The organism is Dysgonomonas sp. PF1-14 (assembly GCF_029892965.1).
Classification (GTDB): domain Bacteria; phylum Bacteroidota; class Bacteroidia; order Bacteroidales; family Dysgonomonadaceae; genus Dysgonomonas.
The window spans coordinates 504,655-519,159 of record NZ_JARXWN010000001.1 but is presented as its reverse complement, the minus strand read 5'-3'; the positions used below and the strand labels follow the sequence as shown (position 1 = coordinate 519,159).

The following is a 14,505-nucleotide window of genomic DNA, read 5'->3' as shown; positions in this document are numbered from 1 at the left end:
CATAATAAACACTTTTGATAAAGTTATACATAAATGAAAAAACTACAAGCTTTGCAACCTGTAGTTTTCATTTACACAATATTATGGATAGTGTCTAATAGATAATGTTTTGCGCCTGCCCTATTATATCTATATCTCCATTAGGTTACTCATTAGATATCTTCTTTACTGACTCAATGACTTATTTATGTATTTGTCTGGCTCGCTTCTAAGCAGGTTGAGCCATTCGGAATACATTTCCTCTGGCATTCGCCGATAGCCTGATTTATGAAGTTCAATATATAAGGATTCCATTTCAGCATACATGCTTTTTATATTTTCATCTGAGAAAAGGGTTTCTGGACTTTTCAGGTTTTGGGCTTTCATCAACGAATGGATATAGTGCTTTTGAGCTTCGGCTTTTGTCAGGATGGCATTTACATTTGTAGGATGGTATTCTAAGACCTTATTACAACACTTGATGACAAATTCGGGGTTGTCTTTACCATATTTATGTTGATAGCCCTGAGCCAAATCTATAAGGCAATTAGCTACTGCCTGTTTGTTACTAAGGGTATCCATATACAGTCCGTTGCGAATGGCGTCAATAGTTACATATCCCGAAGCGATTATCCATGCGTCAATAGGGAATGTCCCGCTTGTCAGCTCTGTATTGTACCATCCTGATTTTTCAGAATATAATTTGATATAAATATGATTCGGAGCAAAGGCAAGTTGGCAAGGGATATTAAACTGGTCAGCAAGGATTTTATATAAATAGGGTAATGAATGACAGTTACCCTTTCGGGTCTTTAGTAACTTAGTAACAAACATCTTCTCCCAGTCTGATTGACCTAAAGGGTCTTCAAAGTCATAAGTCAATGGCTTGTGCTCATAGATAAGCATCGAATCAACAGGAATTAGAATAGTATCTGTAAGGACTTTAAATATGGCTGCATGTTTTACTATTATATCCTTATCTTTCTCTGTATAAGTAATTAATTCCGATTGGGAAAGACCATTTATCAAACGGTAAAGAGTTTCGTACTCTTCATTTATCAACTGAGTATCTAACCTCCCATCATAATAAGCATATTCTGTAAATAATACTGCATCTTTAAAATTAAGTTCTGTCTTGTCTGAAAGCATATTTTCTATACTGGAATATGCTTGGTCATAATATATTTCCTGAGAGCGAACAGCTAAATTTGTAAAGCTGATAGCTAATATAAATAAAACTCGCTTAATCATATTCTAATTTATTCAATGGATTCCTCATTAGTGTCTGGCATTTCAAACTTCACTCTGCTCGACATATAAAAAGGAAAACTTGTTGCATCCTTAATTATATTTATTTTTCCATCTATTTCAGATATCAACCAATAATTACCTTCTGGAATCTCTCTTGGTAGAGAATCAGGTGTGATTGGAATCGCTAAAGATGAAGAACTATCAAAATAGTGTTCTACACCTGAATATATATGAACTGTTACATCGGATATTGTTGTTATCATAATTGACTTTCCATTTTCAATTAGAGACCGTTTTCCAGAATATAAAACAATATCGTAATCCCAATTACGAATTTTATCAACATACAATTCATATATTAAACTTTTATCATTACAGGAAACCACAAATGAATCCAATATAGCCTTTATTTCTGGTCGTGGATATATTTCTATTTCTGCATTGTTCATATTTTTTTGTTCAATATGTTTATCCTCTATTTTGCATGAAATCAAATATATTGCTACTATGGTTATAATATAAATAGCTTTTTTCATGGTAGTATTGATGATGTCGGCGGCTGTATAGTAGATTTAATAAAATAAGTGTAAACACCCACACTGTCTCTAATATCCCATACATTACCATAAGGTTCATTCTCTCCGTTATATGGTTCCCCTTTATAAGAAGTTGAAAAATAATCTTCTATTCCTGAATATAAAAGAAAATCCACACCATCTATTTTGACAGCCACTATCGGCTCCCTCTTCTTTCTCATTAATCCCAATGGATACTTACCACCATAAATGGTAATTTCTGTGATTGTAGATTCAAATTTGTCATATTCCCAAGGCGTTATCCTTTGTATGTATAACTCATATATAGGAGCATCCTTTCCATTTTCTATTAAGAAAGAATCTAATAAAGCTTTAATATTATCTTGGGGTTCTAAATATAAGTAATAAGCCTTATCATTCTTCTTGCCATTGAAACATGATTGCATAGCAAATAACATAAGAAGCAAAAGTGAAAGATGTAAAGGTTTCATGTCTTTTTATTTTTTGATTTTATACTGCATACAAATTTCAGAAAATTAGAATAAATAAATTATCGTTTACCTATTTTTTGTCTCATTTCATTTACCCTCTGTCTAGTAAATCGCCTCAAACTATATTGCGGTTTGCCAGATATTATATTAGGGTATGTCATAGTAGGTGCAAATGATGACATATAACCCAAATGACCATTTCCCCAATCAAAAGGTCTTGTTCCATTAGATATAACAAAAGAAATAGATGGATTCCCTCCTCCTTTCATCTGAAAAACATAATTCGGTTTATTCGGAAAATATGTAGCCATGAATGTCCCATCTCCTCCTCTTCCTGACGCTGGACTTCCTCCTGGATGAGTATGTGCCATCGCTACTGTATTCATTTCTTTTCCCGTTACGGCATCTACCACATTTCCATTTTTTGCGCTATATCCATATTCTGTAAACTTCGCTTCATCTGGTTTATTATCCCAACTCGGAAGCACTAATACCCCATTATCAGTAATAGCACTCATTTCTTCATTACCAGTTTTTTGGGTATTTGAAACCATTCTTGCATAAGCTCCACCTTCATTTGCAAACATAATACTACCATCTTTTCTAAATGTCGCAAAAGCATTTCCTTTACTATCATTAACCGTTGCGGTTACTCCAATATATTTCTGCCCTTCTCCCAATTTTGAATTTTTATTTATTTTAGGGTCATACTGATATGAACCGTCTTTATCTTCATACCAATCCATACCAGTTGGGTCTATTCTTTTTATTGGATTGTTCCCCACATACACATACGGCGACCAAGAATAATATTCTTCTGCCAATGGGTCAACAGTCAAAAAACGGCTTGTAGCTTCTGCCTTATAAGCAAATTTAGTAGTATCTTCTTCCAAGAATTTAACGACCTTGTTAGTACGGGTGTTGATTAATACAGTACCAACCTGCATTATTTCTTCATTGTAGAACGTTTCTTTATATTTCCCCTTACTCAATGTAAGCGGTTCTTTTGTGATGCCATGCTTCTTAAATATGTCCTCTTGTGCCTGCGTGACTAAGCAGGTAACAAACAAAATACCTAAAAATAATGCTGCTCTTTTCATATATGGTTGATTTAAGTTATTCAATTAATCGTAATGCACTCTTATACCTGATGTCATGCTCCCGCCTTTCTTTTTCTTTGTTTGCTGAATTTAGCCAACTTTCATATACCTCTTTCGGCATTTCCACAAATCCGATTTCATCCAGTCGGCGGTAAACATTATTCCGCTGCTCAAGCAATTTATAGATATAGGGATAATGAACTTTCAGGGTGTCAGGGGGCGGACTACCTACCTGATGGGCTGCGTAAGACAGATGTATAGAATGGTAATTAGATTTCATTGCCAGTGCTGATGTGTTAGTCGGTGCATAAGCTAAAACAGAATCTATACATTGAATCACAAACTTATCATATCCGTATTTAGTAATGTAACCAGAAGCAAGGTCTGATAAACAATGTGCTATTACTTGTTTTTTTGTTTGTGGCTGCATATATACACCGTGCTTTATGGCTGCTGCATTGATAAATCCCGAACCGATAATAAAAGCGTCTGTTGTCATCATACCCTGTGTCAGTTCAAGGTTATGCCAGTTGTTATTTCGGTCTTTAAACTTGATATATGAGTGCTGGGGAGAAAATGCAAGGCTTGCTTCTGCTCCTACCTTTTCACAAAGAATAAGATATAAGAGAGGTAAAGAGTGACATTGCCCCTTGTGTGAGGATAATAGCTTGGTTACAAATAACTTTGAGAAGTCCTGTTCCCCTCTAAAGTCTTCAAAGTCATATTGCATCGGAAAGGAAGTAGAAGCCCTTTCTCGCATCGGAAATTTGACACTCAATGTATCAGCCATAACCCGATACAACATAAGATTCTTTGTTGTGGGATTGTTCCAGTTAAGACCATCCTGCCCTGCTTTTAACCGGGCTATGTTAGCCATCTGGGAAATAGCTTCCTCATATATCTTTTTATCTAACAATCCTTCAAAATAAGCATTTTCAACAGCGAATACAGCATCTTTGAGATTAAGGGGAGTTTTGCCATTCAACATATCAATCAGTTTCCCTGCTGTCCGGTAATAATGTTCTGTGCCCTGTACCCCTGACCAAGAGGGTAAATCATACTGTATAGATGAATAGCTTGCCAGTTCTTCTTCAAATTGATTTTGCCTTTGCATCAGATTCATATGCTCGACAGTAAACTTGTCCTGCTCATACATATTCAGTTGCTGCTGATTGCGGTTATTGGTAGTTGGAAAAGCAGGGATATTAGGTGTTGGATTGTTTCGATTATTAGTGTGTCCAACAGTGATACTGCGTGACAGTGTAGTTGGCTGTGGCGTTGTTATCACAGGCACTTGTCCAAATGCACTAATTGACAAAAGCAAGGGAAATATTAATATGTATTTATATGCTTTCATGTATTAAAAATAGGTCAAAAAAATAAAACAATATCCTTCTTACTTCCAATAGATAATTGACATGACAAATTATGCACAATGTAAATATTATTTTACAAATAATAACAAAAAATTCTTTTCTAAATATGAAAATATTTAACAATAAGAACATAGATATACTCTAAATTAATCTTGAATATATATGTATCACTTCTTTTTCATCATCCTAAACTCCCACGGGGCTATAGGCTTCTCCATATTCCATATATTTAACTTCTCCTTCCGTGCCAGTCGTTCAAGGCTGTCAAGTCTGGGGTCTTTGCTGTAATGCTTGTAATGCCATGCAAGACCGTGACGAACTAGAGCCTCATTTATATTCACTCCATCAACATACAGGACACCCAGTACACGACCATATCGGTCAACACCCTTCTTATGGACTATTACAGGCTTGTTGTAACATATTTCACGGACAAATAGGGTTGCCTTCTGTCCGTAATCCTGCCCTCGTTCTGGTGCGTCTATACCGTCTAACCGTACCCGTATTTGTTCTCGTTGGTCAGTGAGGAGGGTTACGGTATCGCCGTCTGAGACCCTGACTACATGACCTTTTATTACCTTATCAGAAACAAATAAACATACACAGATTAGTGCAAGGACAGAAAGCTTCACATTAATTATTTGGTTAATGTTTCAGTTATTGGATAATAAGAAAACATAACACCTTGAGTTATTACACATATCATACTAAATTCTTTTTCTAAAAAGAATTTTATTGTAGCGTATTGCTTGTCTTTTGTTGTTCTATAAACAGTAATCATCTGTTTCTTTTCATCTCTATCTATGGAAGAGATTTTTATTTCTTCCTTGACATCTGAATCTGTTATGTACACGTATCCATTTTCAATTCTTATACTTGCGACTTTCTTAACATCGGATTTTATAATCAATCCAGCGTCAGAGTCAGTAAGTGATACTGTGGATATAGCCCTATTAGATGTTATGAATGCAACTTGTGATTTAATATTCTGAGTAGATAACACAATTACAGCAACGGAAAATAGCAACTTGATATAATTCATTGTTTTTAATTATATTTATATAGAAAATTATTTGCTTGATGGCTTCTTGAATAAGAAAAATGCGATACTTCCAACTATAATAACATATATAAGCCACACATACCAAGTTCTCTCAAAATAAAAGGGGTCTTGCATGAGACTTGTCCTCTCATATATATTTTTCCCGATAATGTTCGATGCCCTTTTTGCAATAGGATAGGTTATTAAAAATAATGATACAGCTGTAACTGCAAGACTAATAATCCTCTGGGGTTGACTGAGCTTATCCACCAACTTGTTTAATTTGTCTTTCATAATCAATGAAAAGTTTGTGCCTACCAACTCCCCAAATAAGCAGAAAATAAAACACGAAGTGTGGGAATCACTGACTTATCTATTCCGAGGTTCTAGCAAAACCCATGTAACAAATAAGCAGCAACCCCACACCCGTATGCAGATGTGGAGTGCTTGACTTATTATCCTTGTTACATTTGGAAATTTGCTAGATTTCGGAATAAGGATTATATCAAACACTTCATTTATTCTAATAAGTACCAGACAGAGCAACACCTTGACCGCCTGATATTGCAAATATACAACTATTCCGACACTTACAAATAATATGATACTGAATAAATGAAAAGTCTCTTATTGGTTTATATTCCGTTTGTCAGGGGGTAGGTACATAGTCTCCGTTAGCGGGTCGGTCGGCAGATACAACCCTGACCCCGATATAATATACCCCTACAGGATACACCCAACTTAAAATAAATAGATTTAAGCCCTTATTTTATTTCATATGAATACTTCATTGTCTTGGAGCGAAAAGTGTCTTAAATCGACCCATGAGCACCTTGAATAATTGAATAAAGTTAATTATTGATTCGAAAATATTAATATTTGTTTAAAATTAGTCATTGGAGAGTGAATTTTACCACTCTGTGACCCCCAAAATAAAAAATTCTGAAAATATTTTATATTTTTTATGTACGACACCTCTTATTTTGACCTAAATGTAAGGTGTTTTTTCTCAAGTTAAGAGCTTTTTACTGAATCGTCATAAATATCTGTAAATGTATTTGTTATATTGTTATTTATGAAATCTCATTTCTATATCGCATCTGACTTCACAGTCACGCACATTCTATCTCCCTACTATCTTACTATAAATAGGTATAAAACAGGTGCTTTTTTGCCTATTTTTTGAAAAAATATACATATGTCTCATTAGGGTTGCCACCTTTGGAAAACTCCCCGCCCTTTCGAGTGTATTTCGAGTATCCCCAATACCTCGAATATAAAGTCTTTTATATGCTTTGTCTGGGTTATATTTCTATGTTTGGAATAGTATTTTGAAGTCAGGGTTGCGGGTCATTCATTCACTCTATACTAAGATATATGTTACATACTAACACTTCAACACTTCATCTATAGGTTAAAGTGTAACCTCCTATCCCTAATTCCTTGCTGATAACTTACAATATGAGCATCGGATAGTAAATTTTCAAACTTACTATTTGAGAGCTTCTTTACCTCTTCATGTATGGACGTCAGGGAGTGCTGTTCAAGTTTGGTTTTTAATTTGGCTCTCATCCTTGACCGTTCGGTTCTACTGTTTGCCCATCTATCACGATATTTCCATTCATGAATATATAATTTTTCATCTATCGGTATGTCGTTATATACTAGTGATTTAATATCTATTACATTCAAAGAGTTCAGCATTTTACATAAGTAATCTGTATTATAACACCAGAAAGCAGGAGATAGTAAATCTTCAAGACATTCAATCTTTCCTAATTCCTTTTTAGCCTTACACATTTTTTTAAATTTTACTTCACATCTTAGTATATTTTCATTGTGAAATATCCTATCCTGCTGTGATTTAGAATATATTTTAATCTCATATTGTTGATATGGTATCTTTACACCTATATTATCTACCTCTGGCAACTTTCCGCCATGCTTCACTATCGAATCTATAAACATAAGCGGGTTATATGGCAACTTAATATTTATACCTATTTCAAGATTCTTAATTGCTGCATGGCTCGGATTTATACCTAATTCATTGTATAGGTCTTCTATTACTTGTTTTAAATCAGAATATTCAAAGTCGTCAGCATTATGCACTCCATTGTTTTTAAACTTATGCAACGAACCATCTATTAGACAATGGCTTGGTTGCCATCTGATATGTAAGCCTCTATATTTTGTATAATCGTAAGCCCCTCTTTGTTCGAACTTCAAATTTTCATTCCGCCGTATATTATCTAAGTCCTCAGGCTCAGTAACGAGTATTTTCATTCCGTCTATCATACTGTTAAATTTTGTGGGGCTGTTACGCCCCATGTTAAACATTAGTTAGCTTTGATTTGACGGCTTCTAAGAAACTCATCCAAGTCATCCAGATTGTAGAAAATCTTCCGACCATACTGACTGAAAGGAATTATCTTTCTATCTCTCCATGTCTGCCATGTTTTAGCACATACTCCGAACATCTTTCGAGCCTGTTCTGATTCTATCCAATTCCAATTTGGAGAATTATTCTCCCTTCCTTCACTCATCTCTGGCATACCATTTAGCCCTGTTAAATTATTACCCATTGTAAAATCTATTTTAGTTAAACATCTAAAGAACTCTGATTATGTCTACATACTTTACACATCTGTAAAGCTCGGCGACTAATCACATTACAAAGATATTTTGAATGATTGGATTGACTGTAAAGATTTTTGAAATACAAATATTGAAAAATAGGAGGGTATTTATTTCACTCTGCTGATGGGCTATTTAGTTATTTACTATATCAACTATATCAACTATTTTTTGTATATTTATGTGAGTGAAATTTAAGTATTGAAAAGTAACAGAAAGTAGAAAAAGTTTCAGTAATGTTACAGTAGTAAAAATAAAAACGACCGTAAATATTTAATTTACAGCCGTTTAATTAATTGAATCCGTACCCAGAGCCGGGATCGAACCGGCATGGAAGTGAATCCACTGGTGTTTGAGACCAGCGCGTCTACCAATTCCGCCATCTGGGCTTGTGAGGTGCAAAAGTACATATATTTTTTAGAAATCAAAACCCAATAGCTCTTTTTTTAAGAAAAGGCTTATATATTTTTTGCAGCTATTGTTATTCTTTTGTTTTGTTTGTATTTTAGGAAGATGTAACTTTGCATAAATTCTAAATAACATGGATAATAAAAACAACTACTGTGTAATAATGAGTGGCGGTATAGGCAGCCGTTTCTGGCCTTTCAGCCGCGAAGCACGTCCCAAACAGTTTCTCGATTTCTTCGGAACAGGACGATCTCTTTTGCAAATGACAGTTGACCGGTTTAGTAAGATACTTCCAGTTGAGAATATATATATTGTTACAAATCAGGAATACGCCCAAATGGTAATGGACGAACTTCCCGAATTGAAACCGAACCAGATATTACTCGAACCCATGCGCAGGAATACAGCACCCTGTATAGCCTTCGCTACATACCATATCAATTCGTTCAACCCCGAAGCAAATATAGTTGTAGCCCCTTCGGATCACCTGATACTGAAAGAAGACGAGTTTCTCGCGATCATACAAAAGGCTTATGCATTTGTAGAAAAGCACAACACACTTCTTACACTCGGTATCCGCCCGAGCCGTCCCGAAACAGGATATGGCTATATTCAGATGGGAGAGGATGAACTCGAAGGTGTGACTAAAGTAAAAGTGTTTACCGAAAAACCGAATTTGGAACTGGCAAAGGTATTCTACGAGAGTGGTGAGTTCCTGTGGAACTCCGGTATCTTCATATGGAATAATAAGACTATACTCGAAGCCTTTCATCAATATCTTCCGGAAATTACCAATCGCTTCGATCAGGGCGCTGGCATTTTCGGAACGGAGAGAGAAAAAGCGTTCATTGATGAGAACTTCCCGTTCTGTCCTAATATATCCATCGACTATGGAATAATGGAGAAAGCAGGCAATGTATATGTGCAGGCAGCCGACTTCGGATGGTCCGATCTTGGCACATGGGGTTCACTCTATGAAATTTCGGACAAAGATGAGGACGCCAATGCTGCCCTTATAGCCGACATTCAGTTCTTCGACAGCTCTGAGAACATGGTCACATTACCTGCCGGAAAGCTTGCCGTAATACAAGGACTAGATGGTTATATCGTTGCAGAGGCTGACAATGTATTGCTTATCTGCAAAAAAGATGAAGAACAGCGCATCAAGCAGTTTGTAGCTGATGTGAAGCTGAAATACGGAGACAAATACATTTAATACAATATCATATAATGTCAAAACAACTTGTACCAAATCTGCCTTATCTGGTAGCTGACATCAGCCTTGCCGACTTTGGCAGAAAAGAAATAGAGATCGCTGAGCATGAAATGCCCGGACTGATGGCGCTTCGCAAAAAATACGGAGCGGAAAAGCCCCTCAAAGGTGCCCGTATCATGGGATCATTGCACATGACTGTGCAGACAGCCGTACTGATAGAAACACTCAAAGAACTGGGTGCAGACATCCGCTGGGTAAGCTGCAACATCTTCTCTACCCAAGACCATGCTGCTGCTGCCATTGCCGCTGCCGGAATACCCGTATTCGCATGGAAGGGTGAAACCCTCGAAGAATATTGGTGGTGTACCGAACAGGCACTCAGCTTTCCCGGAGGCAAAGGACCTAACCTCATAGTAGACGATGGAGGAGACGCAACACTGCTGATCCACTGGGGATATAAAGCCGAAGAGAATCCTGAATTCCTGAACCGTACAGCTTCGAGCCACGAAGAGCAGGTGATTCTGGATACTATCTCACGCATACTCAAAGAAGATAACAACCGTTGGCACCGTACAGTAGCCGAGTGGAAAGGCGTTTCGGAAGAGACCACAACAGGAGTTCACCGTCTGTATCAGATGATGGAACGCGGCGAACTGCTTGTTCCTGCCATCAACGTAAACGACTCAGTAACTAAGTCTAAGTTCGATAACCTATATGGTTGCCGCGAATCGTTGGCAGACGGTATCAAACGTGCCACCGATGTGATGATTGCCGGAAAGGTGGTTGTCGTAGCCGGATACGGTGACGTAGGTAAAGGTTGTGCCCACTCTATGCGCTCGTACGGAGCACGCGTAGTCGTTACCGAAATAGACCCTATCTGCGCACTACAGGCTGCAATGGAAGGCTTCGAGGTGACTACAATGGAAGAAGCCGTTAAAGAAGGAAACATCTTTGTCACCACTACCGGAAACAAGGACATCATCACCATCGAGCACATGGCACGTATGAAAGATCAGGCTATTGTCTGCAATATCGGTCACTTCGACAACGAGATACAGGTTGACAAGCTGAAAACATATCCGAGTATCAAGCATGTAAACATTAAGCCACAGGTAGACAAATACATCTTCCCTGACGGACATGCTATCTTCCTGCTTGCAGAAGGCCGTCTGGTAAATCTCGGCTGCGCTACAGGTCACCCGTCATTCGTGATGAGTAACTCGTTTACCAACCAGACACTGGCGCAGATAGAACTGTGGATACGTGATTATGCCATAAACGTATATCGCCTGCCGAAACACCTTGACGAAGAAGTTGCACGCCTGCACCTTGAGCAGATTGGCGTGAAGCTGACTAAACTGAGCCAAACACAGGCCGACTATCTGGGAGTACCGGTAGACGGGCCTTACAAACCTGAACATTACAGATATTAATCTACAGATATAGATCGAAAAGGATGGATAGAAATACCCATCCTTTTTCGTTACTATAGCTTCACCTTAACTACCGTCTTTCCATCATCCTTTATCTCGATAATTTTCGATTCCACATTCTTACCTGTATATCTATAGGTTCTGGTTTCGTAAGTGTTTTCCGAACTTGTATAGTAACCCATCCCGTCATAATAATCGATCCGTCCGTTCTTTGCTCTGTATGCACCTGTTCCCTTATAGTCTACAACAGCTTCTAGGTAGTATTTTCCCGGCTTCATATTAGTGAACGTAAACTTACCGTCCGCATCTGTTTTAGCTTCTTTCCTGTAATAGAATGCCTCATCGCTCATAACTACAATTACATTCTTCTTTTTCCCGTCCCTCTTTTTCAGCTTTTGCCATTCATAAAAATAGTCTGTACACGGAATAAGAAGCACGGTAGTACCCTCTTTGGCTCGCTGACTCTTTCTGAGTGGATCTTTAAACTTTATTCCGTAAACCGAAGCTTTTTCTTTAGTAGACGCAACGCCCTCTATCGTTATGTTTCCTGCCCCGAGCATTTCGGCAGCCTCCACTACATTGAATTGTGCCATAGGATAAGAGTAAATCTTTTTATTTTGTGAATACACAAAAAGCATTCCGAATACCAATCCTAGCGATAGTAATTTAAATCTATTCATACTGATGTTTTTAAAGTTGCTGTTCGCTTCAAAGGTAAAAACCGGAGAAGTTTTAGAGAAAAAGCAAGCGTCTACAATGTGTCTACAAAATGCAATATTTCCTTTTCAGGACTTTGCCTCCCATAGATACTAGCCTTGCAATAATTCTATACCGCTATGGAAAATCAGGTAAAATCATGTAACTTTACACTTCAATCAGGTTTAAACTAATGGATAATGGCAGATTATTCACAAACAGATATAAAATATTTAGCCGGCGTAGGCCCCAAAAAGGCCGAGATACTGAATAAGGAGGCAGATATCTTCTCTGTAGAAGATTTGCTGTACTATTTCCCGTACAAATATATCGACCGCAGCCGCATTTACTTTATACACGAGATAGACGGCAACATGCCCTATATACAACTGAAAGGGCGTATCACTGCATTCGAAACTTTCGGCGAAGGACGAAAAAAACGTCTTGTTGCACACTTTACGGATGGTACGGGCTTTATAGACCTTGTTTGGTTTCAGGGAGCAAAGTTTATAGCTGACAAATACAAGGTAAACCTGCCTTACATCATCTTCGGTAAACCTACACTGTTTGGCGACAAATTCAACATTGCCCATCCCGATGTAGACCCTTATATAAATGAGGAAGAACGGCAAACGGGACTGATGCCTTATTACAACACTACGGAGAAGATGAAGACTCATTACCTGAATTCGAAAGCGATTCAGAAAATAATGGCAGCAGCATTCGCTTCTGTTATAAGAAATATGGCTGAGACGCTGCCGGAAGGAGTAATAAAGGAAGCACACGTAATGGGGCTGAAAGAGGCTATGCGCAATGTTCATTTTCCTGAAAACACCGCCTTGCTTCGTGATGCCCAATACAGGCTTAAATTTGAGGAACTCTTTTACATACAGCTCAATATCCTGAAATATACAGCAGACAGAAAATCGAAACTGAAAGGTTTTGTATTTACTAAAGTCGGCGACTACCTCAACTCCTTCTACGAGCACAACCTGCCTTTTCCACTTACTAATGCACAGAAACGCATTATAAAAGAGATACGACAGGATATGGCGACCGGCGAACAGATGAACCGCCTGCTACAAGGAGATGTGGGAAGTGGTAAGACTCTGGTAGCACTGATGCTGATGCTGATAGCACTCGACAATGGTTTTCAAGCCGCCATGATGGCTCCGACCGAGATACTGGCAACACAGCACTATTACACACTGGAAGAGCAATTGGAAGGACTGGGCGTAAACGTGGAACTGCTGACCGGATCGACAAAGAAAGCCGACAGGGAACGCATACACAACGGATTGCTCACAGGCGATGTGCAGATATTGATAGGCACGCATGCGCTGATAGAAGACACTGTACAGTTCTCTAATCTGGGACTTGTAGTGATCGACGAACAGCACCGCTTCGGGGTGGCACAGCGGGCTAAGCTGTGGTCGAAGAATGTGAATCCTCCGCATATCCTTGTGATGACGGCAACCCCTATCCCCCGCACACTCGCAATGACAGTATATGGCGATCTGGATGTTTCGGTAATAGATGAACTACCTCCGGGGCGTAAACCGATACAGACCATCCATCAGTACGACAAGAAACGCGGCACATTGTACGAGTCTATCCGGAAACAGTTGCAGGAAGGGAGACAGGTCTATATTGTTTACCCGTTGATAGAGGAAAGTGAGAAACTGGATTTGAAAAATCTGGAGGAAGGCTTTAAACATATACAGGAAGTGTTCCCCGAATATACGGTATGTAAGGTGCATGGAAAGATGAAGCCTAAAGAGAAAGATGCCGAGATGCAGCGCTTTGTGAATAACGAAGCTCAGATAATGGTAGCAACAACCGTTATAGAAGTGGGGGTAAATGTACCCAATGCTTCGGTAATGGTAATAGAATCGGCTCAGCGTTTCGGGCTGTCACAACTACACCAGTTGCGCGGACGTGTAGGGCGCGGGGCAGATCAGTCTTATTGCATACTGGTTACACCATACGAACTATCGGCCGATACCCGCAAGCGGATAGACATCATGGTGGAGAGCAACGACGGCTTTATTATAGCCGAAGCCGACCTGAAACTGAGAGGTCCCGGCGATCTGGAGGGCACACAGCAAAGCGGCATCCCGTTCAATCTGAGGATAGCGAATATTGTACGTGATAGTGAAATATTACAATACGCTCGCGAAGTAGCGCAAAAGGTGTTGGACGAAGACCCGCAAATGGAGCACCCCGACAATCTGATACTGCGCCGACAACTACGCAAGCTGGGTGGCAACCGCTACAACTGGGGGCTGATCAGCTAATTTGGGACAGCAAAAACACGCTCGTTGGTAAATTAGAAGGCAG

At 38.6% G+C, this 14,505-nt stretch carries 14 protein-coding genes and 1 tRNA gene; 4 read left to right on the top strand and 11 right to left on the bottom strand.

Features of this window, described 5'->3' with window-relative positions; all coding sequences use genetic code 11:
* Window positions 1–165: 165 nt before the first annotated feature.
* Genes M2448_RS02315 through M2448_RS02295 form a run of 5 tightly spaced genes read right to left on the bottom strand, consistent with a single transcriptional unit; the run spans window position 166 to window position 4,714 of the window.
* The gene (locus M2448_RS02315; protein ID WP_280644658.1) at window positions 166–1,230 is read right to left on the bottom strand and encodes a hypothetical protein; all 1,065 of its coding nucleotides are present in this window, start codon (window positions 1,228–1,230) and stop codon (window positions 166–168) included.
* Window positions 1,231–1,238: 8 nt separating this feature from the next.
* Window positions 1,239–1,766 carry a hypothetical protein gene (locus M2448_RS02310; RefSeq protein ID WP_280644657.1) on the bottom strand — a complete coding sequence of 176 codons (528 nt, stop codon included), beginning with the start codon at window positions 1,764–1,766 and terminating at the stop codon, window positions 1,239–1,241.
* A complete protein-coding gene (locus M2448_RS02305; RefSeq protein WP_280644656.1) occupies window positions 1,763–2,257 on the bottom strand; it encodes a hypothetical protein in 495 nt (164 codons plus the stop codon). The genes M2448_RS02310 and M2448_RS02305 overlap by 4 nt, the downstream gene beginning before the upstream one ends.
* Window positions 2,258–2,316: 59 nt before the next feature.
* Window positions 2,317–3,357 (bottom strand): hypothetical protein, encoded by a 1,041-nt coding sequence (locus tag M2448_RS02300; RefSeq protein WP_280644655.1) that lies wholly within the window; start codon window positions 3,355–3,357, stop codon window positions 2,317–2,319.
* Window positions 3,358–3,373: 16 nt separating this feature from the next.
* Complete coding sequence (locus M2448_RS02295; RefSeq protein WP_280644654.1) at window positions 3,374–4,714, bottom strand: hypothetical protein; 1,341 nt, start codon at window positions 4,712–4,714, stop codon at window positions 3,374–3,376.
* A 320-nt stretch (window positions 4,715–5,034) separates the two neighbouring features.
* Here M2448_RS02295 and M2448_RS02290 point away from each other — a divergent pair, with 320 nt between their 5' ends.
* Window positions 5,035–5,259 carry a hypothetical protein gene (locus M2448_RS02290; RefSeq protein WP_280644653.1) on the top strand — a complete coding sequence of 75 codons (225 nt, stop codon included), beginning with the start codon at window positions 5,035–5,037 and terminating at the stop codon, window positions 5,257–5,259.
* Between the two features lie 111 nt (window positions 5,260–5,370).
* Here the strand turns inward: M2448_RS02290 and M2448_RS02285 are convergent, their stop codons facing one another.
* From M2448_RS02285 to M2448_RS02265, 5 genes are all read right to left on the bottom strand, one after another.
* The gene (locus M2448_RS02285) at window positions 5,371–5,775 is read right to left on the bottom strand and encodes a hypothetical protein (protein WP_280644652.1); all 405 of its coding nucleotides are present in this window, start codon (window positions 5,773–5,775) and stop codon (window positions 5,371–5,373) included.
* A 27-nt stretch (window positions 5,776–5,802) separates the two neighbouring features.
* Window positions 5,803–6,069, bottom strand: a complete 267-nt coding sequence (locus M2448_RS02280; protein ID WP_280644651.1) for a hypothetical protein — start codon at window positions 6,067–6,069, stop codon at window positions 5,803–5,805.
* A 1,113-nt stretch (window positions 6,070–7,182) separates the two neighbouring features.
* The gene (locus tag M2448_RS02275) at window positions 7,183–8,073 is read right to left on the bottom strand and encodes a hypothetical protein (RefSeq protein WP_280644650.1); all 891 of its coding nucleotides are present in this window, start codon (window positions 8,071–8,073) and stop codon (window positions 7,183–7,185) included.
* A 41-nt stretch (window positions 8,074–8,114) separates the two neighbouring features.
* On the bottom strand, window positions 8,115–8,360 hold the full coding sequence (locus tag M2448_RS02270) for a helix-turn-helix domain-containing protein (protein WP_280644649.1): 246 nt from the start codon (window positions 8,358–8,360) through the stop codon (window positions 8,115–8,117).
* Window positions 8,361–8,717: 357 nt separating this feature from the next.
* Window positions 8,718–8,801, bottom strand: a tRNA-Leu gene (locus M2448_RS02265).
* A gap of 152 nt (window positions 8,802–8,953) precedes the next feature.
* On the opposite strand from M2448_RS02265, the gene M2448_RS02260 reads away from it, so the two are divergent.
* Both M2448_RS02260 and ahcY read left to right on the top strand, forming a co-directional pair.
* Complete coding sequence (locus M2448_RS02260) at window positions 8,954–10,036, top strand: mannose-1-phosphate guanylyltransferase (protein WP_280644648.1); 1,083 nt, start codon at window positions 8,954–8,956, stop codon at window positions 10,034–10,036.
* A gap of 14 nt (window positions 10,037–10,050) precedes the next feature.
* Entirely contained in the window at window positions 10,051–11,469 is a 1,419-nt protein-coding gene (ahcY, locus tag M2448_RS02255; RefSeq protein ID WP_280644647.1) for an adenosylhomocysteinase, read from the top strand.
* A 53-nt stretch (window positions 11,470–11,522) separates the two neighbouring features.
* Here the strand turns inward: ahcY and M2448_RS02250 are convergent, their stop codons facing one another.
* The gene (locus M2448_RS02250; protein ID WP_280644646.1) at window positions 11,523–12,149 is read right to left on the bottom strand and encodes a carboxypeptidase-like regulatory domain-containing protein; all 627 of its coding nucleotides are present in this window, start codon (window positions 12,147–12,149) and stop codon (window positions 11,523–11,525) included.
* A gap of 216 nt (window positions 12,150–12,365) precedes the next feature.
* Between M2448_RS02250 and recG the strand changes: the two genes are divergently transcribed.
* Window positions 12,366–14,462: an ATP-dependent DNA helicase RecG gene (gene recG, locus M2448_RS02245; RefSeq protein WP_280644645.1), complete on the top strand. Its 2,097-nt coding sequence runs from the start codon at window positions 12,366–12,368 to the stop codon at window positions 14,460–14,462.
* Window positions 14,463–14,505: the final 43 nt, after the last annotated feature.